This window comes from Sphingomonas sp. HF-S4 (assembly GCF_032911445.1).
In the GTDB taxonomy this organism is placed as follows: Bacteria; Pseudomonadota; Alphaproteobacteria; order Sphingomonadales; family Sphingomonadaceae; genus Sphingomonas; species Sphingomonas agrestis.
In genome coordinates, this window is record NZ_JAWJEJ010000001.1 from 201,213 (window position 1) to 220,963 (window position 19,751).

Consider the following 19,751-nt stretch of genomic DNA (forward strand, 5'->3'; position numbering starts at 1 on the left):
CAGGAAAGAGGGAAAACAGCGCGATGTGGAAACGTTCGCTTTCGGTGCTCGCGGCAGGATTGCTGGGGCTCGCTATCGGTGTGCCGGCCTTTACCCAGGCCCCCGCGCCGCTGACGCCCACGCCGCAGACCGCGGCGGCGGCCGTGCCGGCAAGCCCGGCGGGGACGGCGTCGCTCACCAAGACCGATGCCGATGCCTGGCTCGACGGCTTCATGCCCTATGCGCTCGCGCGCGGCGACGTTGCCGGTGCCGTGGTGGTGGTGGTCAAGGACGGCCAAGTGCTCACCCAGCGCGGCTTCGGCTATGCCGACGTCGCCAAGCGCAAGCAGGTCGATCCGGCCACTACCTTGTTCCGCCCGGGCTCGGTGTCCAAGCTCTATACCTGGACCGCAGTGATGCAGCAGGTCGAGGCGGGCAAGCTCAACCTCGACGCCGACATCAACCAGTATCTCGACTTCAAGATACCGCCCTATGACGGCAAGCCGATCACGCTGCGCCAGATCATGACGCACACCGCCGGCTTCGAGGAGATCATCAAGGGGCTGCTGAGCTTCGACAAGCCGGTCGCGCCGCTGGGCGAGGTGGTCAAGCATCGCATCCCCGAGCGGATCTACGCGCCGGGCACCACCCCGGCCTATTCGAACTACGCGACCGCGCTGGCCGGCTATATCGTCGAGCGCGTCTCGGGCACGCCGTTCGACGACTATGTCGAGCGCAACATCTTCGGCCGGCTCGGCATGCAATACGCCACCTTCCGCCAGCCGCTGCCGGCCAGGCTCAAGCCGTTCATGTCGCAGGGCTATGAGCTCGGCTCGGGCGAGGCCAAGAAATACGAAGAGATCGGCATGGCGCCGGCGGGCTCCTCGGCGATCAGCGGCGGCGACATGGCCAAGTTCATGATCGCGCACCTCAACAAGGGCGGCCCGCTGCTCAGCCCGGCGACCGCCGCGCAGATGCACACCGCGCAGCAGACCGCGATCCCGGCGCTCAACACGATGGCGCTCGGCTTCTACGAACAGAAGATCAACGGCCACCGCGCGATCGCCCATGGCGGCGACACGGTCTATTTCCATAGCGACCTGTGGATCTTCCCCGAGGACAATGTCGGGGTCTACATCTCGATGAACAGCAACGGGAAGGACGGCGTCGCGCGCGTCCTGCGCGGACGGCTGTTCGAGGAATTCTCCGACCGCTATCTGCCCGATCCCAGCAAGAAGCCGCCGGTCGAGCTGGCCACTGCCAAGGAGCATGCCAAGCTGCTCGTCGGCACCTGGACCAACAGCCGCCGGATCGATTCGAGCTTCGCCAAGGTCATCGGGCTGATCGGCGACACCAGCATCACCCTCGACGCCGAGGGCCGTCCGGTGATCCCCGCGCTGACCAGCGCCGGCGGCGCCCCCCGGAAGCTGATCGAAGTCGAGCCATTCGTCTGGCAGGACGCCTATGGCCATGAGCGGCTCGCCGCGCAGGTGGTCGACGGCAAGGTCGTGCGGTGGAGCTTCGGCGAAGTCTCTCCCTTCATGATCTGGTATCGCACGCCGGGCGCGCTCGATGCGGCGTGGCTGATGCCCGCCTTGCTGTTCGGGATCGGCGTGGTGCTGCTCACGGCGCTGTCCTGGCCGGTCGGCTGGGTCGCGCGCCGCCGCTATGGTGCGCCGTTCCTGCTCGAAGGCGAAGCACGGCGCACCTATCGCGTCGTCCGCGGCTTCGCCTGGCTGGTGCTCGCTGCGCTGGTCGGCTGGGTGATGATCGTCACCGGGCTCGAGGATTTCGAGAGCCATGGTTCGACCGACGGGCTGATCCTGCTGGTCCAGGTGGTCGGCACGCTCGCATTCGTCGGGATGTTCGGGCTGTCGATCTGGAACGCCTGGCTCGCCTGGACGCGCAAGAGCGGCTGGTTCGCCAAGCTGTGGAGCGTGCTGCTCGTGCTCGCCAGCTTCTTCATCCTGTGGACCGCCCTGGTCTACAGGCTGATCAGCCTCGGCACCGAGTTCTAAGACGATGGTGCAGCGTCTGTCGGTCGATGTGAGCGTGGAACGGCTTCCCTTCGCGAAGCCGTTCCAGATCTCCGGACACGTCTTCACCGAGTCCGCGGTGGTGGTCGTCACGCTGAGCGACGGCCTCCACACCGGGCGCGGCGAGGCGAGCGGAGTCTATTATCTGGGCGACGACGAGGCGGCGATGACCGCCGCGCTCGATACCGTCCGCGAGGGGCTGGCGCAGGGCATGACCCGCGCCGATCTCCAGCGCGAGCTGCCCGCGGGCGGCGCCCGCAACGCGGCGGACTGCGCGCTGTGGGAGCTCGACGCCAAGCGCGCGGGCGTGCCGGTGTGGAAGCTTGCCGGGCTGCCCGAGCCCAAGCCGCTGCTCACTACATTCACGCTGGGCGCCGACGATCCCGGCGTGATGGCGGAAGGGGCATTGGCGTATCGCGATGCGCGCGCGCTCAAGCTCAAGCTCACCGGCGATCTAGATCTCGACATCGCCCGGGTCCGCGCCGTGCGCGCGGCGCGGGGCGATTGCTGGATCGGCGTCGATGCCAATCAGGGCTTCCAACTCGCCGAGCTCGACGCGCTCATCGCCGTGCTGGTCGAATGCAAGGTCGCGCTGCTCGAACAACCACTTGCGCGGGGGCGGGAACACGATCTCGACGGGTTCAGCTCGCCGATCCCGATCGCCGCCGACGAGAGCGCGCTGACGCTGGCCGATCTCGACGTGCTGGTCGGTCGTTTCGACACGGTCAACATCAAGCTCGACAAAAGCGGCGGGCTCACCGAGGCGGTGGCGATCGCGCAGGGCGCGCGACGGCTCGGCCTCGACGTCATGGTCGGCAACATGGTGGGTTCCAGCCTGGCGATGGCGCCGGCGTACCTGCTCGGCCAGCTATGCGATGTCGTCGACCTCGACGGGCCGACCTTCCTCGCTGCCGATCGCAGGCCGGGTATCGAGTATGCGGACGGATATATCCATTGCCCCGACACGGTTTGGGGGCACCAGTCGCTCGCGACAGCCACATAGTTGCAATATCGGTTGACACTTCTCTAATCAGGATAATAGCATCCTGATTAGAAATTAGCGGTGAGGCATAACGAGCCGCAGCAAAGTGCGATCCGACGCAAGCATTCGGACGCCGACAGGGCCGCCACGTCGGGCGGCAATCGATCGCCTGCAGGGGTGACGGTTTTCAGGGAGTCATGGGGAGATGAAGATGAACCGGTTCGCTTTGCCCGTCCGCGCGATGCTGGCGCTTTCGACTGCCGCCGGCGCGCTGATTGTCGCTTCCGCTGCGCAGGCGCAGGAAGCGCCGGCTGCGCGCAGCGACGACGAGATCGTCGTCACCGCGCAGAAGCGCGAGCAGAACCTGCAGGACGTACCCGTCTCGATCAGCGTGGTCAGCGGCGAGGCGATGCAGGAGCAGGGTGCGGCGTCGCTCACCGATTATGCCGGCTATGTGCCCGGGCTCCAGGTGACCACCACCGGCACGCCGGGACAGACCACGATCACCTTGCGCGGCGTCGCGCCGCTGACTGCCAGCCAGACCGTCGGCATCTATCTCGATGACGCGCCGGTGGGATCGAGCGCGATCTACAATCGTGGCGGGCAATTCTCGCTCGACTTGCTGCCCTATGACATCGAGCGCGTCGAAGTGCTGCGCGGTCCTCAGGGCACGCTCTATGGCGCCAGCTCGATCGGCGGACTGCTGAAATATGTCACGGTCACGCCAAGCACCTCAACCTTCAGCGTCAAAGGCGGCGTCGAGGGCTTCGGGATCAATGGAGCAGGCGATCTCGGCTGGGCCGGACAGACGATGTTCAATGCGCCGCTCGTTCAGGGCAAGCTTGGCGTCACTGGCAGCTTCGCTTGGCGGAAGACGCCCGGCTTCGTGGGCAGCGTCAACAATGCGAGCCTCGACGACCAGAATGATTATGAGCAGATCGGCGGGCGCGTCGCGTTGCTGTGGCAGGCGAGCGACCGGTTCAGCGCGCGGCTGACTGCGATTTATCAGGACATCGATTCCGACGGCAACGGCATCTACGCTGCGGATTTGACCGGCAAGCGGCTCGGCGACGGCAAGTCGTTCAACAACTACGTTCCCGAAAGCTTCAAGAACGAGCTGCAATATTATGCGGCGACGCTCGATTATGATTTTGGCGGCGTGTCGCTGACCTCGACCACCACGCACAGCACCACGCATGCCACCCAGCTCCAGGACGCGACCTATTCGTTCGGCGTGCTGTTCCCGCTGCTCACCGGCGGGGCGATCGCGCCGGGGCTGACGCCGTTCGAGATCAAGCTGGGCCTCAAGAAATGGACTCAGGAAGTCCGCCTGGCTTCGGCGAGCGGTGGAGCGTTCGAATGGCTGGTCGGCGGTTTCTTCACCGACGAGAAGAGCTCGAACTCGCAGGTTGTCCGCTCGTACGACATGGCGGGCAATGCCATTCCGGCGCTCGATCCGCTGGCGACGATCGCGCTGCCCGCGACGTACAAGGAATATGCCGTGTTCGGCAACGCGACGCTTCGCCTGGGCGAGCGGTTCGAGATCACCGGCGGCATGCGCTGGGCGCGCAACGAGCAGACCTTCCGCCAGATCAGCGAAGGCGCGATCGTGCCCTCGGCCAACGATCCCGGCGAATCGCAGGAGGACGTGTTCACCTGGAGCGTCAGCCCGCAATTCCATGTGAGCGACGATGCGATGCTCTATGGCCGCGTCGCCACCGGCTATCGCCCAGGCGGGCCGAACGTGATCGTTCCCAACGTGCCGCCGAGCGTCGATTCGGACTCGCTGACCAATTATGAAGTTGGCTTCAAGGCGGACCTGGCCGGGCGTGCCGTGACGATCGATGTCGCCGCCTTCTACATGGATTGGAAGGACATTCAGGTGACGCGCAGCTTCGGCGGCATCTCCGGCCAGGCAAATGGCGGGGCGGCGCGAAGCCAGGGCGTCGAGGGGACGATCGCCTTCCGCCCCGCGCGAGGGCTGACGCTGGCACTGAACGGCTCGTACACCGACGCCAAATTGAGCGAGGACGTGCCCGAGATCAGCGGCGCCGATGGCGACCAGCTTCCCGGTGTGCCCAAGTTCAGCGGCTCGGCACGGCTCGATTACCATGCCGAGCTGGGTGGCGACCTCTCGGCCGATTTCGGCATGGGCGTGCGGCATGCGAGCAGCCGGTTGTCGCTGGTCGAGAGCGATCCGCTGACCGCGCGCGCGACGGCCTACACTGCGGTCGATCTCAACGCATCGCTCAACATCGGCGAGCATTGGAAGCTGCGGGCCTATGCGCGCAACCTGCTCGACGACGATGGCGAACTGTCGCGCTCGACGCTGACCAACGGGCTCAACGAACCCAGCTTCCTGCAGATCACGCCGCTCCAGCCGCGCACGATCGGCCTTGCTTTCGATCTCTCCTTCTGAGCGGGAAAGCATCATGAACGCCCCCTTCGGCCTAACCGCCGACACGCTTACGCTGCCGCAGCCCTATCTGCTGTTCCTCGGCGACACCGTCGAGCGGGGCTTCGCCAAGACCGCGCTGGGCCTGCGCGATTGGGCGCCCGAGAAGTGCGTCGGCGAACTGGCGCTGGCCGGTGCGCAGGTTACCACCGGGCTACCCCCGATGACGCCAGCGGAGGCTTATGCCGCGGGCGCTCGCGCGCTGGTGATCGGTGTCGCCAATTCGGGTGGAGTGATCCCGCAGAGCTGGCGCGCGTCGCTGGTCGAGGCGCTCGAGGCGGGGCTCGACCTCGTCGCGGGGATGCACACGCGGCTGTCCGATATCCCCGAACTGTGCGAGGCGGCGGCGCGACGCGGGCGACGGCTGATCGACATTCGCGTGCCGCCGGCCAACATACCGGTAGCCACCGGGCGCAAGCGGAGCGGCAAGCGGTTGCTCACTGTCGGCACCGATTGCGCGCTGGGCAAGAAATACACCGCCCTGGCGCTTGCGAAAGCTTTTGCGGCGCGCGGCCTTGCCAGCGATTTCCGCGCTACCGGGCAGACCGGGATCATGATCGCCGGCGGCGGAATGCCGATGGACGCGGTAGTCTCCGATTTCGAGGCGGGCGCGGCGGAGATGGTGTCGCCCGATGCTGACCCTGCGCATTGGGACGTGATCGAAGGGCAGGGCTCGCTCGCGCACCCGGCCTATGCCGCCGTATCGCTTGGGCTGCTCCACGGCAGCCAGCCCGACGTGTTCGTGGTGTGCCACGAGCCGGGACGCACCGACATGCTCGGCACTGCGGGCTATCAGGTCGCGACTATCGAAGAGATCATCGATCTTACCACCGCGCTGGGCCGGCGGACCAATCCGGGGATCCGCTGTGGCGGGGTAAGCTTCAACACCTCGGCTCTGGACGATGCAGAAGCCCAAGACGTGATGCAGCGCGAAAGCGCGCGGCTCGGGCTTCCGGTCGCCGATCCGGTGCGCGGCGGGCCGGCGTTCGACGCTCTGGTCGATAGCTGCCTCGCATGAGTGTGGCGGCGGGATCGAGCTGGTTCCAGCGCTTCCTGCTGCCGGGGTTCGCGATGAAGGCGGTGATCATCGGTGGCGGCTATGCCACCGGTCGCGAGCTTGCCGAATATTTCCTGCCCTCGGGTCCGTGGGGCGGGCTCGCGGGGATGTTCCTGGCGATGGCGCTGTGGAGCGTGATCGCCGCGACGACCTTCGCCTATGCGAGGATGGCAGGCGCGCTCGATTACCGCGCGTTCTTCGCCGACCTGCTCGGGCCGGCATGGATCGCGTTCGAGATCGCGTACATCCTGTTCGTCGTGCTGATCCTCGCGGTGTTCGGGGCGAGCGCGGGGGCGATCGGCAACGCCATGTTCGGCTGGCCGAGCTTCGTCGGCGCGCTGCTGCTTGCCGGGGGAATCCTCGGCACGGTGTCGCTGGGCAATGCCGTGGTGGAGGGCGTGTTCAAATACGTCTCGTTCCTGCTCTACGGCGTCTATGCGCTGTTCCTGGTGCTCAGCCTGCTGAGCTTCGGCGACCGCATCGCCGCGGGCTTCGCGACCCCGGCGCCGTGGGACGGCTGGGCTTCGGGCGGGCTGACCTATGCCAGCTACAACATCATCGGCGCGGTGGTGGTCCTGCCGGTGCTGCGGCACCTGACCGGCACGCGCGACGCCGTGGTCGCCGGGCTGATCGCCGGGCCGCTGGCGATGGCGCCGGCGATCCTGTTCTTCGTGTGCATGATTGCTTTCTACCCCGGCATCGGGGCGGAGACGTTGCCCTCCGACTTCCTGCTGCGGCAGTTGAACGCGCCGGTGTTCCACTGGCTGTTCCAGCTGATGATCTTCGCGGCCTTGCTCGAGAGCGGGGCAGGGGCGGTGCATGCGATCAACGAGCGCGTCGCCGGCGTGATGCGCCGCCGCGGCGCCGAGCTGGGCGCCCGATCGCGCGCGCTCATCGCGGGCGGGTTGCTGCTGGTGTGCATGTTCGTCGCCGAGCGCGTCGGGCTGATCGCGCTGATCGCCAGCGGCTATCGCCTGCTCGCCTATCTGTTCCTCGCCGTGTTCGTGCTCCCGCTGCTCACGATCGGGCTGACCCGTCTGCTTCGCCGCCGGACCAACAAGGAGATCGCCGCATGAGACTGCTCGCGCTGCCGCTGCTGCTGCTCGCTACTCCGGCACTGGCCGATCCGCCCGCGGGGCTCGCCGCCAAGGTCGAGGCGCTGCGGAAATCGACCGGCGCGCCGGGGATCGCCGTCGCGATCGTCGAGCATGGCAAGACCACGCTGTCGCAGGGCTGGGGCGTCCGGAAGCTCGGCGAGGCGGCGAAGGTCGATGCCGACACGATCTTCCAGACCGGATCGACCGGCAAGGCGTTCACGGCCGCGGCGCTCGCGATCCTCGTTGACCAGGGCAAGATCGCCTGGGACGACAAGGTGATCGACCACATGCCGTGGTTCCGCATGTACGATCCCTGGGTGACGCGCGAGATTACGGTCCGCGACCTGCTCGTCCATCGCAGCGGGCTTGGACTGGGGGCCGGGGATCTGCTGTTCGTGCCCCGGGGCAGCCTGTCGCGCAAGGAGACGGTCAAGCGCGTCGCCCACCTCAAGCCGGCGACGAGCTTCCGGTCGAACTACGCCTACGACAACATCCTCTACATGGTCGCCGGCCAGCTGATCGAGGAAGTCTCGGGCAAGACCTGGGAAGAGTTCATGGCGCGCGAAGTGCTCGGCCGCGGCGGCATGAAGACCGCCACAGCGACCTATGAAGCGCGCTGGGCGACGCGCGACCGCGCCTTCCCGCACGCGCGGATCGGCGGCGTGGTGCGCGGCGACGGGCCCAATTCTGTGCTCGACGAGCGCGAGGAGCTCGGCCGTGCGGCGATGCCCGCGGGCGGGCTCGCGCTCAGTGCCAACGATCTCGCGCAGTGGCTCAAGATCCAGCTCGGGCATGGCGCGCTGCCAGGCGGCGGGCGGCTGTTCAGCGAGGCGCAGGCGGCCGAGATGTGGAAGGGCGTGACGATCCAGCCGATCACGCCCTATCCCGGCGGGCTCGCGTCGCTCACCCCCAAGTTCAGCAGCTATGGCCTCGGCTGGGAAGTCGAGGATTACAAGGGCGCACGGATCATCTCGCATGGCGGCGGGGTCTTCGGATCGATCACCCATGTCATCCTGCTCCCCGATCAGGATGTCGGCATCGCGGTGGTGGTCAATTCGGAAGACGTCGCATTGCTCCGCGGCGTCGCGCACCTGCTGGTCGATCACTATCTCGGCCTTCCCGACCAGGACTGGCCGAAGCGCTTCGGCGATTTCATGGCGCAGCGCATCGCCGGCGGGAAGGCTGCGCTGGCCAGCGTCAAGGCCGCGCCCGCCAAGGTCGGCCCGTCGCTTTCGCTCGAGCGCTATGCCGGCACCTATCGCGATCCCTGGTACGGCGATGTCGCGGTGACCGGCGCCGCCGACGGCCTGCGCATCGACTTCAAGACCACCCCGCGCATGGCCGGCAAGCTCGTCCATTGGCAGTACGACACCTTCGTCACCCGCTTCGACGACAAGGCGATCGAGCCGGCCTATGTCACCTTCGCGCTCGATGCCGAGGGCAAGGTCTCGCGCGTGACGATGAAGGCCGAGAGCCCGATCGCCGACTTCAGCTACGACTATCACGACCTCGACCTGCGGCCGGTGGAGACGAAGAAGTGAGCGCGCTGGATCTGCTCCCCTCCCTGAAAGGGAGGGGCCGGGGGTGGGTGCGCGCGTCTGCGCGCCCACTAGACTCTTCACCCGGCTCGAAGCACCGGCCGAGGCATCGAGCCTCGTCCGACGCTAAACCCACCCCTAACCCCTCCCTTTCAGGGAGGGGAATAATGGGGCTCGCCCTGCTCCTTGCCGGCTGCGCCACCACGTCCGAACCGCCCCGCAAAGCGCATCGCGACTTCCTCGTGCTCGACACGCATCTCGATACGCCGCTCCACTTCGCGCGGCCCGGCTGGGACTTTGCCGGGCACCACGATCCGGCGACCGACCTCGTCCAAGTCGATCTCGAGCGGATGGACGCCGGCGCGCTCGATGGCGGGTTCTTCGCGATCTACACCGATCAGGGGCCGCTGACGGCGAAAGGCTATGCCGACGCGCTCGCCTTTGCGCGCGCGCGTTCCGACCTGATCGACCGCACCCTCTCCAAATACCCGAGCCGCATCGACTTCGCGATGACCGCCGACGACGCGCGCAGGATCGACCGCGCCGGGCTGCGCATCGCGTTCAAGAGCATGGAGAACAGCTACCCGCTCGGCGAGGATCTCTCGCTGCTCCAGGAATTCCACGGTCGCGGCGTGCGGCTGGCCGGTCCGGTCCACGGCGCCAACAACCAGTTCGCCGACAGTTCGGGCGACCAGCCCAAGTGGAACGGCCTCTCGCCCCTCGGCCGCAAATGGGTCGCAGAGATGAACCGCCTGGGAATGGTGATCGACCCGAGCCACGCGTCCGACGCCGCCTTCGACCAGATGCTCGAATTGTCGAAAACCCCGCTGCTGCTCTCGCATTCGAGCGGGCGCTGGGCGTTCGACCATCCGCGCAACCTCGACGACGGCCGCATCCGCAAGCTCGCCGCGAAGGGCGGGGCGATCTGCGTCAGCACGATCTTCCTGTCGAACATGAAGATGGGCCCCGAGCGCGCCGAACTGTTCGGCAAGTACGAGCATATGGACACGCTCTCGCCTGCCGAGCAGGCCGACCTCGCCCGCAAGTGGCGTGCGCTCGACACGACCGAGCCGCTCTGGGCGGCCGATTTCGAGCGCTACATGGCGATGGTGCTCCACGTGATCGAAGTCGCGGGCGTCGACCATGTCTGCTTTGGCGCGGATTGGGACGGCGGCGGCGGGCTGCCGGGGATCGAGGACATCTCGGCGCTGCCCAAGGTTACCGAGCGGCTGCGCGCGGCGGGCTATTCGGACGAGGACCTGGCCAAGATGTGGGGCGGCAACATCCTCCGCATCGTCGAAGCGGCGCAAGACCCCGCGCGCTGAGGCCCGAAACGGGTTGACGTTGGCTTTTCCCCTCCCTGCAAGCAGGGAGGGGAGTCGATCAGGCGACGTCGTAGAGCAGGGCGATCTCGTCGAGCGGGAGGGTGAAGCAGATCGCGGCGCCGCCCAGCGGACTGGTGCCGCTCCAGATGCGGCCGCCATAGGAGTCGACGATCGTCCGGCAGATCGACAGCCCGATGCCCAGGCCATTGCGCTTGGCGGTGCTGAACGGCGCGAAGATGTCGCCCACGCGATCGGGCAGCCCCTCGCCATTGTCGGCGACGCTGACCATCACCATCCCGCCCGGCTCGCGGTGGCTCGACACCAGCACCTGCGGCCGCTCGATATCGGCGACTGCCTGCGCGGCGTTGCGGATCAGGTTGAGCAGCACCTGCTGGATCTGGACCTTGTCGGCGGCGACATGGCCGGTATCGGGATCGAGCCGCGCACTGATTGCGGCGCGCGCGACCGCGGGATCGGCGACCTTGCTCAGCGCGATCGCCTCTTCGACGATGTCGTCCAGCGACGCGATCTCGCCGCTCCGCCGGTCGGCGACGAGGTCGCGGGCGCGCGAGATGATCTTGCCACTCAGCCCGATCTGCCGGCTCGCCTGGCTGAGCAGCACTGCCAGCTGTTCTTCGTCGACCATCGACTGCTTGCCCTGCTTGGCAAGGTAGATCGCGGTGCTGAGGTAATTGTTCGCCGCGGTGAGCGGCTGCGACAGCTCGTGCGCGATCGTCGCGGCCATCACGTTGACTGCCTCGACGCGGGTGATGTGCGCGACTTCGGCGCGAAGCTCCTCGTGGCGCTTTTCGGTGGTGATGTCCTGCTGGGTGCCCAGCACGGTGCGCACGCTCCCGTCGGGCTCGACCACCGGCGACATCCGCAGCCGCAGGTGCGCGACGCGGCCGTCGCCCATCGTCGCTACCACCTCGCATTGCTGGGGCTGTTTCGAGGCGACCGCGCGCCGTAGCGTCTGGCGGATCGTCTCGGCGCCCTCGGCGTCGTGATAGGAAAAGACCTCGTCGGCGGTCATCACGTTCTTCGCGGGATCGCGGCCGTGCATCCGGCAGATCTCTTCGGAGCAGACGAACCGGCCGGTGGTGAGATCGTATTCCCAGTCGCCCATCTTGGCGATCGACTGCGCCTCGAACAGCCGGCGGTTCGAGGCGGCGAGGCTGCGGATGATCGTCTCGCGGCGGCGCAGCCCCAGCCAGAAAGCGAGCGTGCCGCCGAGCAGCGCCAGCGTCAGCGCGGCGACGGTGAGGTAGAAGGTGCGGGCGCGGGCGCGCGAGGGGGCCAGCACGTCGTCGGCGCCGATCCCGACGCTGACGAACAAATGGTAGCGCGGCAGCCGGCGCTGGCTGAAGATCCGCTCAATCCCGTCGAGCGCGCTCGGCCCCATATAGGTGCCATAGGGCTCGGCCGCCTGGCGCTGCATCACCAGCTTGCCGGCGAGGTTCTGGCCCGCGCTGACCCGGTCGCCTTCGCGCCGGGCGAGCGTGACGCCGTCGAGCCCGATCACCGAGATCAGGTCGAGCGGGCGGAAATCGGCGCCACGATAGAAAGCGGTCAGCCGCTCCACCGGGATGCGCAGCACCACCGCGCCGCGAAAGCCGCCATCGGCGCCGCGGATGGCGCGCGCGAAGGTCACCTGCGCGTCGCTGCCCGGCGCGAGGATCACCGGCTCGCGGGCGTTTCGGCTCCGCAGCAGGGCGAAGGCACGATCGCCCGCCAGGCTGCGCGTCTCGAGGCCGTCTTCGCTCGACCAGCGCACGCGCCCCTCGGCGTCGGCGACTTCGACCGCGGTGAACAGCGGGTCGATCGCGGCGGAATCGGTGAGCGGCTGCGGCGGTGCGGGGGAGCGGGAAGGGGCGAGGTCGCGATGCTCTCGCGCCAGATGCACCGCCGCGGCGTCGGCGCTGTCGAGCATCCCGCCGACGAAGCGCGCATAGGCTATCACGCGATTGCTGTTCTCGCGCGTCGCTGCCGCGATCTGCGTGGCGCGATGCAGCTGCGCGACATGTACCGCGACGATCCAGATCGCGACGCACGCCAATATTGCAGCCGCAGGGAGGAGAAGCGTCAGCCAGCGCGGAGGCAGTTGCACAGATTGCCGCAAGGGATCGCGACGTGCTGGCTGAAGGAAATCGATAAGCTTCACACGATGATCAGCCCGGCAAATATTGGGGACAAGGCCGTTAGGGACCGAATTCAAGCATTGTTAACTAAGGACTTGTCCGGGGAAAACCAATGTGCGGAGGACATCTTCGTTCCGGCCGGACTGCTCGGTTTGCGAGCGAAAATCTGAAAATCGCGCCGGAATAGTATTATAGACCGCGTTGTTAACATCATCGCGGCTGCGGGCAATAATTCAGGTTGAAGGGGCGCGCGACGGCTTTGCGCCGAAAGACCCGCGACGCGCCGTCTGGGCGCGTCGCGGCGCGACTCAGACGTTGAAGCGGAACAGCATCACGTCGCCGTCCTGGACGACATATTCCTTGCCTTCGGAGCGCAGCTTGCCGTTGTCGCGCGCGCCGCTCTCGCCCTTGAACTGGACATAATCGTCGAAGGCGATCGTCTCGGCGCGGATGAAGCCGCGCTCGAAATCGGTGTGGATCTCGCCCGCGGCCTGCGGCGCCTTGGCGCCGACATGCGTCGTCCAGGCGCGCGCTTCCTTGGGACCGACGGTGAAGAAGGTGAGCAAATTGAGCAGGCTGTAGCCGGCGCGGATCACGCGGGCGAGGCCGGTCTCTTCGAGCCCCAGCTCGGCGAGGAACTCGCCGCGATCCTCGTGCGGCATCGTCGCGATATCGGCCTCGATCGCCGCGGAGACGACCACGGCCTCGGCGCCCTCGGCCTTGGCCTTGGCGAACACCTTGGCGGAGAGTTCGTTGCCGTTGGCGGCGTCTTCCTCGTTGACGTTGCACACATAGAGCACGGGCTTGCCGGTGAGCAGCTGCGCCTGGGCGAAGGCGCGCGCTTCCTCGGCGTCCTTGGGCTCGGTCAGCCGCGCGGGCTTGCCGTCGCGGAGCAGGTCGAGCGCCTGGCCGAGTACCGAGGCGATCACCTTCGCCTCCTTGTCGCCCTGCGTCGCCTTCTTGGCGGCGGCGGGGACGCGCTTCTCGAGGCTTTCGAGATCGGCGAGCATCAGCTCGGTCTCGACGGTCTCCGCGTCGGCGATCGGATCGACCTTGTTGTCGACATGCTGAATGTCGTCATTCTCGAAGCAGCGCAGGACGTGGACGATCGCATCCACTTCGCGGATGTTGCCGAGGAACTGGTTGCCCAGGCCTTCGCCCTTGCTCGCGCCGCGCACCAGCCCGGCGATGTCGACGAAGCCGAGCTGGGTCTCGATCTTCTTCGCCGAGCCGGCGATCTCCTGCAGCTTGTCTAGCCGCGGATCGGGGACCGCGACGTTGCCGACATTGGGCTCGATCGTGCAGAAGGGATAGTTGGCTGCCTGCGCCGCCGCGGTCTCGGTCAGCGCGTTGAAGAGCGTGGACTTGCCGACGTTCGGAAGCCCGACGATGCCGCAGCGGAAACCCATGGGAAGCTCGATCCTGTGTCTGAAGGGCCCGTCGGGCCAGGTTGCGCGCTCGATAGGCGCAAAGCCGCCGTGGAGCAACGTGGTGAGGCGGCGCGTTGAGCTTGCATGATAGTGAAGCATCTCGATTCCGCGGCCACGCGCCTGATGGGGCTCGACGGCACCGATTTTCGCCAGCCCGCGGGCGAGCCGGCGTTGCTGCCGCCCGATTCGGTCTCTTGGCGCGTGTTCCGCAATCCGGTGACGATGTATGTCGGCGGGATCGCCGCGGTGCTGCTCGAGCTGGGCGAGCCGCGCGTGCGCCACGGCGTGTGGGATCATAGCAGCTTCAAGCGCGATCCGGCCCATCGGATGCGGCGCACGGGCGCGGCGGCGATGGTTACCGTCTATGGCGCGCGCAGCCAGTTCGAGGCGCTTGCCGCCCGCGTCAACCGGATGCACGCCCAGGTGCAGGGGGAGACCGGCGACGGCCGCGCCTATGTCGCCAGCGATCCCGAGCTGCTGCTGTGGGTCCAGGCGACGGCGAGCTGGGCGTTCCTCCAAGCCTATCATCGTTATGCCGAGCCGCTGACCCAGGCCGAGCGCGACCGCTTCTACGCCGAGGCGCGGCCGGGCGCGGCGCTGTACGGCGTCGATGCGCCGCCGGCGAGCGAGGCTGCGATGGACGCGCTGATGATGCGGATGCGGCCGCAGCTCGAACCTTCGCCGGTGATCGAGGAGCTGATCGCGATCCTGCGCACCGCCGACATCCTGCCGCGGGCGCTGCGCCCGGTGCAGAAGCTCGGCGTTCGCGCCGCGATCGACCTGCTGCCTCCCGAGATGCGCCGCCAGCTCGGGCTGGCGGGACAAACGCTGCGCCCCACCGAGCGGATGCTGCTCAAGCTGCTCGCCCGGGGCGCGGTGCGCTTCGAGTTGCCGTCCAGCCCGGCGCGGCAGGCCGAAGCGCGGGTGGCGGATCGCGGGTCTTACGGGTCCGGAGCGTTGGCTACGTCATAACTTGACGCGCCCCCGTTCACCTGAGGTACAGGGGCACCGAGCCTTTTCAGGCACGCGTATTTCAAGGAGCAGGGAATGATTCGCCGTCACATGATCATGAGCGCCGCCGCGGCGACGCTGGCGCTGGCGAGCTGCAGCGGCAGCGACGATCCCAGTCCTTCGCCAACCCCGACTCCCACCGGATCGGTCACCCCGACGCCAACCGCGTCGCCGACCTACGCGGCGTTCCCGCTTGGGGCGGCCGCCGAGTTCGGCACGATCAACGCCTCGGCCAGCTACACTGGCGATCCGGCGGCGGGCCCGGTAACGCTCGGCGCGGTCGGCACCGAGATCGGCCTGTCGACCCGCGTGCGCCTGGCGACCAGCAATGCGATCGCCACCGCGACCTATGTCATCAACGAGAACAGCGAGGAATCGCGCTTCGTCAACGCCAACGTCACCGTGGCGCCGGCGCCGGGCGTCACCGAGTTCGTGTTCCGCACCACCGACACCGCGACCGCGGGCAAGTTCTCGCAGCTCGAGTTCCTCAACAACACGATCTCGGACACGACTCGTACCAATAACCTCGCGCTTCAGCTGACCAATGTCAGCTACGCCAATTGGTGGCGCGGCGATTCGACTACCGGCGCCAAGCGGATCACGAACACGGTGTTCGGCTATCAGACCACGCTCGCCGACATGCCCAAGACGGGCACCCAGGCGTATACGACCAGCGTCGTCGGCCGCCTGGTGAGCACCAATGCCGGCGCCACCACGCTGTGGCGCATCGGTGGCACCGTCACCACCTCGGTCAACTTCTCGACCGGGCAGGTCACCGCGACACTCACGCTCAACCGCACGCCCGAGGGCGGCGGCGCAACCATCGCCTATGGCAGCTATACCCTGCAGGGCAGCATCCTTTCGGGGCAGAACCAGTTCACCGGCAGCTTCGCTGCGGGCAGCACGCTGACGGGTACGCTCACCGGCGGCTTCTTCGGCTCGCAGGGCAAGGAAATCGGCATCGCCTTCGCCGGGACCGGCACCAACGGCGGCGACAGCCAGAACCTGATCGGCGTGATCGTCGGCAAGAAGTAAGCGTCGCAAAAGACAGGGAAGGGGCTCCGGGAAACCGGGGCCCCTTTTCCGTGCGCGGGTGTTGAAGCTAATATACGGATCGTATATGGTTCGTATATTCATGCTGTATTCGGGATTCTCATGGGCATCGTAAAAATCGAAGACGCGCTTCACGAGGAGGCGCGCCGGGCCAGCACGGTCATGTGCCGCTCGATCAATGCCCAGGCCGAGTTCTGGATGAAGATCGGCATGCTCGCCGAAGCCAACCCGACGCTGTCGTTCAACGCGATCGTCCGGATGCAGCTCGATGCCGCGCAGGCGTGCGAGAGCGGGGCGATGGCCGCCTGACATGGTCAAGACTCCCGACGAACTCGCGCTGATGCGCATTTCGGGCAAGCTGCTCGCCTCGGTGTTCGAGATGCTCGACGCCCGTGACCTTGCGGGCATGACGACGATGCAGGTCAACGACCTGGTCGAGGACTTCATCACCAACGACCTCGCCGCGCGGCCGGCGAGCAAGGGGCAATACGGCTTCAAGTTCGTGCTGAACTGCTCGATCAACCAGGTCGTTTGCCACGGCGTGCCGGACGACAACACGATCATCCGCGACGGCGACATCATCAACCTCGACATCACGCTCGAGAAGAACGGCTTCATCGCCGATTCGAGCAAGACCTATCTGGTCGGCAACGCCCCGCCCGCGGCGAAGCGGCTGGTCCGGGTGGCGCAGGAGGCGATGTGGCATGGGATCCGCCAGGTCCGCCCGGGCGCGCATCTCGGCGACATCGGCTTCGCGATCGAGAAGCATGCCAAGAAGAACGGCTATTCGGTGGTCCGCGAATATTGCGGCCACGGCATCGGCCGCGAGATGCACGAGGAGCCGCAGATCCTCAATTTCGGCAAGCCGGGCAGCGGCATGCGGCTGCGCGAGGGCATGACCTTCACGATCGAGCCGATGATCAACCAGGGCACGCGGAAAGTCGAAACGCAGGACGACGGCTGGACCGTGGTCACCCAGGACGGCAAGCTCTCCGCCCAATTCGAGCATACCGTCGCAGTGACCGCGACCGGCGTCGAAGTGCTGACCCTGCGCGCGGATGGGAGCTAGGCGACCACGTTCCCCTCCCTGCAAGGGAGGGGTTAGGGGTGGGTTGGCGCGGGGCGGGGCTCAACGCCCCGGCCAGCGCCTTATGCTGTGCAGGCTATGAGTCTTTCTGAGCGCGCAGACGCGCGCACCCACCCCCAGCCCCTCCCTGCGAACGGGGAGGGGAGGTAATTTCAGTCCTGCAGCCGCGAGGCGACGCCGCTCATGAAGCGCGCGTCATTGCCCTCGGCCAGCCACGGCGCCTCGGCGGCAATCGCGCCGAGCATGTCGGTCAACGGCTCGATCTCGGCCTTGGCGTAATTGCCCAGCACATAGCCGGTGACCCGATCCTTGTGCCCGGGGTGGCCGATGCCCAGGCGCACGCGGCGGAAATCGGGGCCGATATGCGCGTCGGTCGAGCGCAGGCCGTTATGCCCCGCAGTGCCGCCGCCCTGCTTCACCTTGACCTTGAACGGCACCAGGTCGAGCTCGTCGTGGAACACGGTGACGTCGGCGGGGGTGAGCTTGTAGAAGTCCATCGCCGCGCGCACCGCGCGGCCGCTCTCGTTCATGAAGGTGCCGGGCTTGAGCAGGACCAGCTTGGTCGAACCAATCCGCCCTTCCTGGGTCCAGCCCTGGAACTGCTTCTTGGGCGCCGAGAAGCCGTGCACCTCGGCGATCGCGTCGAGCGCCATGAAGCCGACATTGTGCCGGTGCATCGCATATTGCGGCCCCGGATTGCCGAGACCCACCCAGAGCTGCATTTCCAAACCCCGAAAACAAAATCGCCCCCGCACCTAGGATGCGGAGGCGATTTTTTGAACTGCGAAGTTCGAGGAAGCGATTACTCGCCTTCGCCCTCGGCCGGAGCCTCTTCCGAAGCTTCGGTCTCGGTGTCGCCTTCGCTCGACTTGAGCGCCGACGGGGCCACCACGGTCGCGATGGTGAAATCGCGATCGGTGATCGCCGAGGTCGCGCCCTTGGGCAGCGTCACCGCGGAGATGTGGATCGAATCGCCGACTTCGACTCCCTTGAGCGAGATCTCGATCTGGTCGGGGATCTCGGCGGCATCGACGACGAGCTCGAGCTCGTGGCGAACGATGTTGAGCACGCCGCCGCGCTTGATGCCGGGGGCTTCTTCCTCATCGGTGAACACGATCGGCACCGCGACGGTGACGGTGGCATGCTCGGAGATGCGCAGGAAGTCGACATGGAGCGGACGATCGGTGACGACGTCGAACGCGACGTCCTTGGGCAGCGTGCGCTCGCCATTGACCATCACGACCGAGTTCATGAAGTGGCCGGTGTTCAGCAGCTTTACCAGCTCGCGCTCGTTGACGTGGATGCCAACGGGGTCTGCCTTGTTGCCGTAGATAACGGCGGGGACGCGGCCTTCACGACGAAGCGCCCGGGAGGCTCCCTTGCCAGCCCGGTCGCGCGTCTCGGCCGACAGCGTAAGCGTCTCGCTCATGTGTCGTTCCAATGCGCTAAAGTGTTTCAGTTCGTATGCCGGGCAGGCCTCCAGGGATGACCCTGCCGCAACAAGCGCGCGCCTCTAGCGGAGATGGGAGCGAAAGGCAAGGCAACCAATCCTCCCCCGGAGGGGGAGGGGGACCGCGAAGCGGTGGAGGGGTATTCTCCGCGGGCAGCGTCGCTCGTGGAGAATACCCCTCCGTCAGCCTGCGGCTGCCACCTCCCCCTCCGGGGGAGGATCTGATCAGTACTTCACGCGCTCCACTTTCACTCCACGCTTGGCAAGCTCCGCCTGCACCGCGCCGTTCCCCGCCAGATGCCCGGCCCCGACCGCAACGAACACCGACCCCGGCGCATCCATCCGCGCCTTGAGCCAATCCGCCCACTTCTTGTTCCGCTGGGCGAGCAGCGCGTCGGCCAGTTCAGGCGCCCGCGCCAGATCCTCGTTCATCAGCCGCGCCAGGCCATCGGCGTCGCCCTTGCCCCACAACGCGACCATCGCGTCGATCGTCTCGCCCGCCTTGGGCAGGTCGGCGAGCGTATCGACCAGCAGCGCGCGCTGCGCATCGAACGGCAGCCGGTCGAAATAGCCGAGCTGCTCGCGCGCGGTTTCGAGCCCCACCAGCTTCTTGCCCGCCTTCTGCGCCGCGGCAGTCAGCACCGCCTCGGCGCCGTCCTTCTCGTCATAGCCCAATCGGCGCAGCGGCGCGGCCGACAGCAAGGTCGCCGCCAGCCACGGCTCGGCGCGATCGAGCGCCTCGGGTGCGATCCCCAGCTCGGGCAACACCGCGCGGAACTTCGCCGCCTCGGCCGGGCCGAGCTGCTCGGGCAGGCTGGGCCCGCTGGTCGACATCCCCAGCTCGGTCACCAGCGCCTGCATCTCGGCCTCGGGCGGCATCACCAGCTCGAGCACAAGCTCGTCGCTCGCGTCGAACGCCTTCTTCACGCCATCGTCGAACCAGCGCAGCCCCGGCTTGAGCAGGTGGACGGTGCCGAACAGATAGATCGTCGTGTCGTCGTCCTTGAGCACCCACAAGGCCGGATCCGCATCGTTGGCGGGTGTCGCCGCCTTGCATCCGCACAGCGCCAGCAGCGCCAGTCCGATCATCATCTTTCGCATGGGGCGGACAGG

At 67.1% G+C, this 19,751-nt stretch carries 16 protein-coding genes; 11 read left to right on the forward strand and 5 right to left on the reverse strand.

All coding sequences use genetic code 11. The features are described from left to right. The first annotated feature begins 23 nt into the window (after window positions 1–23). The 7 genes from RZN05_RS01015 to RZN05_RS01045 all read left to right on the forward strand — a co-directional run bounded on the left by RZN05_RS01015 (window position 24) and on the right by RZN05_RS01045 (window position 10,469). Entirely contained in the window at window positions 24–1,997 is a 1,974-nt protein-coding gene (locus RZN05_RS01015; protein WP_317224767.1) for a serine hydrolase domain-containing protein, read from the forward strand. Between the two features lie 4 nt (window positions 1,998–2,001). After that, the gene (locus RZN05_RS01020; protein WP_317224768.1) at window positions 2,002–3,018 is read left to right on the forward strand and encodes a dipeptide epimerase; all 1,017 of its coding nucleotides are present in this window, start codon (window positions 2,002–2,004) and stop codon (window positions 3,016–3,018) included. Between the two features lie 190 nt (window positions 3,019–3,208). After that, entirely contained in the window at window positions 3,209–5,416 is a 2,208-nt protein-coding gene (locus RZN05_RS01025) for a TonB-dependent receptor (RefSeq protein ID WP_317224769.1), read from the forward strand. 13 nt (window positions 5,417–5,429) lie between these two features. Next, on the forward strand, window positions 5,430–6,470 hold the full coding sequence (locus tag RZN05_RS01030; RefSeq protein ID WP_317224770.1) for a DUF1611 domain-containing protein: 1,041 nt from the start codon (window positions 5,430–5,432) through the stop codon (window positions 6,468–6,470). Continuing rightward, window positions 6,467–7,585, forward strand: a complete 1,119-nt coding sequence (locus tag RZN05_RS01035) for a YkvI family membrane protein (RefSeq protein ID WP_317224771.1) — start codon at window positions 6,467–6,469, stop codon at window positions 7,583–7,585. The genes RZN05_RS01030 and RZN05_RS01035 overlap by 4 nt, the downstream gene beginning before the upstream one ends. After that, window positions 7,582–9,147 (forward strand): serine hydrolase, encoded by a 1,566-nt coding sequence (locus RZN05_RS01040; protein ID WP_317224772.1) that lies wholly within the window; start codon window positions 7,582–7,584, stop codon window positions 9,145–9,147. Before RZN05_RS01035 ends, RZN05_RS01040 begins: the two co-directional genes overlap by 4 nt. Window positions 9,148–9,311: 164 nt before the next feature. Continuing rightward, a complete protein-coding gene (locus RZN05_RS01045; protein WP_317224773.1) occupies window positions 9,312–10,469 on the forward strand; it encodes a dipeptidase in 1,158 nt (385 codons plus the stop codon). 58 nt (window positions 10,470–10,527) lie between these two features. On the opposite strand, the gene RZN05_RS01050 is transcribed toward RZN05_RS01045, so the two are convergent. Both RZN05_RS01050 and ychF read right to left on the reverse strand, forming a co-directional pair. Continuing rightward, window positions 10,528–12,576 (reverse strand): ATP-binding protein, encoded by a 2,049-nt coding sequence (locus RZN05_RS01050; protein WP_317224774.1) that lies wholly within the window; start codon window positions 12,574–12,576, stop codon window positions 10,528–10,530. Between the two features lie 339 nt (window positions 12,577–12,915). Continuing rightward, entirely contained in the window at window positions 12,916–14,016 is a 1,101-nt protein-coding gene (gene ychF, locus RZN05_RS01055; protein WP_317224775.1) for a redox-regulated ATPase YchF, read from the reverse strand. A 105-nt stretch (window positions 14,017–14,121) separates the two neighbouring features. Here ychF and RZN05_RS01060 point away from each other — a divergent pair, with 105 nt between their 5' ends. The 4 genes from RZN05_RS01060 (at window position 14,122) to map (ending at window position 17,170) form a co-directional block, all read left to right on the forward strand. Further along, window positions 14,122–15,009: an oxygenase MpaB family protein gene (locus RZN05_RS01060; protein ID WP_317224776.1), complete on the forward strand. Its 888-nt coding sequence runs from the start codon at window positions 14,122–14,124 to the stop codon at window positions 15,007–15,009. Between the two features lie 75 nt (window positions 15,010–15,084). Next, window positions 15,085–16,083: a transferrin-binding protein-like solute binding protein gene (locus RZN05_RS01065; protein ID WP_317224777.1), complete on the forward strand. Its 999-nt coding sequence runs from the start codon at window positions 15,085–15,087 to the stop codon at window positions 16,081–16,083. A 120-nt stretch (window positions 16,084–16,203) separates the two neighbouring features. Continuing rightward, complete coding sequence (locus RZN05_RS01070) at window positions 16,204–16,410, forward strand: ParD-like family protein (protein WP_317224778.1); 207 nt, start codon at window positions 16,204–16,206, stop codon at window positions 16,408–16,410. Window position 16,411: 1 nt separating this feature from the next. Continuing rightward, entirely contained in the window at window positions 16,412–17,170 is a 759-nt protein-coding gene (gene map / locus RZN05_RS01075) for a type I methionyl aminopeptidase (RefSeq protein ID WP_317224779.1), read from the forward strand. Between the two features lie 170 nt (window positions 17,171–17,340). On the opposite strand, the gene pth is transcribed toward map, so the two are convergent. The 3 genes from pth to RZN05_RS01090 all read right to left on the reverse strand — a co-directional run bounded on the left by pth (window position 17,341) and on the right by RZN05_RS01090 (window position 19,739). Next, window positions 17,341–17,910, reverse strand: a complete 570-nt coding sequence (pth, locus tag RZN05_RS01080) for an aminoacyl-tRNA hydrolase (RefSeq protein ID WP_317224780.1) — start codon at window positions 17,908–17,910, stop codon at window positions 17,341–17,343. A gap of 80 nt (window positions 17,911–17,990) precedes the next feature. Continuing rightward, a complete protein-coding gene (locus RZN05_RS01085) occupies window positions 17,991–18,617 on the reverse strand; it encodes a 50S ribosomal protein L25/general stress protein Ctc (protein WP_317224781.1) in 627 nt (208 codons plus the stop codon). Window positions 18,618–18,863: 246 nt separating this feature from the next. Beyond that, on the reverse strand, window positions 18,864–19,739 hold the full coding sequence (locus RZN05_RS01090; RefSeq protein ID WP_317224782.1) for a TraB/GumN family protein: 876 nt from the start codon (window positions 19,737–19,739) through the stop codon (window positions 18,864–18,866). Window positions 19,740–19,751: the final 12 nt, after the last annotated feature.

What these genes read in the sequence shown, in the direction of transcription:
- RZN05_RS01015 (WP_317224767.1), top strand. Translation starts at nt 24, where the DNA reads ATGTGGAAACGTTCGCTTTCGGTGCTCGCGGCAGGATTGCTGGGGCTC.
- map (WP_317224779.1), top strand. Translation starts at nt 16,412, where the DNA reads ATGGTCAAGACTCCCGACGAACTCGCGCTGATGCGCATTTCGGGCAAG.
- RZN05_RS01070 (WP_317224778.1), top strand. Translation starts at nt 16,204, where the DNA reads ATGGGCATCGTAAAAATCGAAGACGCGCTTCACGAGGAGGCGCGCCGG.
- RZN05_RS01045 (WP_317224773.1), top strand. Translation starts at nt 9,312, where the DNA reads ATGGGGCTCGCCCTGCTCCTTGCCGGCTGCGCCACCACGTCCGAACCG.
- ychF (WP_317224775.1), bottom strand. Translation starts at nt 14,016, where the DNA reads ATGGGTTTCCGCTGCGGCATCGTCGGGCTTCCGAACGTCGGCAAGTCC.
- RZN05_RS01035 (WP_317224771.1), top strand. Translation starts at nt 6,467, where the DNA reads ATGAGTGTGGCGGCGGGATCGAGCTGGTTCCAGCGCTTCCTGCTGCCG.
- pth (WP_317224780.1), bottom strand. Translation starts at nt 17,910, where the DNA reads ATGCAGCTCTGGGTGGGTCTCGGCAATCCGGGGCCGCAATATGCGATG.
- RZN05_RS01065 (WP_317224777.1), top strand. Translation starts at nt 15,085, where the DNA reads ATGATTCGCCGTCACATGATCATGAGCGCCGCCGCGGCGACGCTGGCG.
- RZN05_RS01025 (WP_317224769.1), top strand. Translation starts at nt 3,209, where the DNA reads ATGAACCGGTTCGCTTTGCCCGTCCGCGCGATGCTGGCGCTTTCGACT.
- RZN05_RS01040 (WP_317224772.1), top strand. Translation starts at nt 7,582, where the DNA reads ATGAGACTGCTCGCGCTGCCGCTGCTGCTGCTCGCTACTCCGGCACTG.
- RZN05_RS01090 (WP_317224782.1), bottom strand. Translation starts at nt 19,739, where the DNA reads ATGCGAAAGATGATGATCGGACTGGCGCTGCTGGCGCTGTGCGGATGC.
- RZN05_RS01020 (WP_317224768.1), top strand. Translation starts at nt 2,002, where the DNA reads ATGGTGCAGCGTCTGTCGGTCGATGTGAGCGTGGAACGGCTTCCCTTC.
- RZN05_RS01030 (WP_317224770.1), top strand. Translation starts at nt 5,430, where the DNA reads ATGAACGCCCCCTTCGGCCTAACCGCCGACACGCTTACGCTGCCGCAG.
- RZN05_RS01060 (WP_317224776.1), top strand. Translation starts at nt 14,122, where the DNA reads ATGATAGTGAAGCATCTCGATTCCGCGGCCACGCGCCTGATGGGGCTC.
- RZN05_RS01085 (WP_317224781.1), bottom strand. Translation starts at nt 18,617, where the DNA reads ATGAGCGAGACGCTTACGCTGTCGGCCGAGACGCGCGACCGGGCTGGC.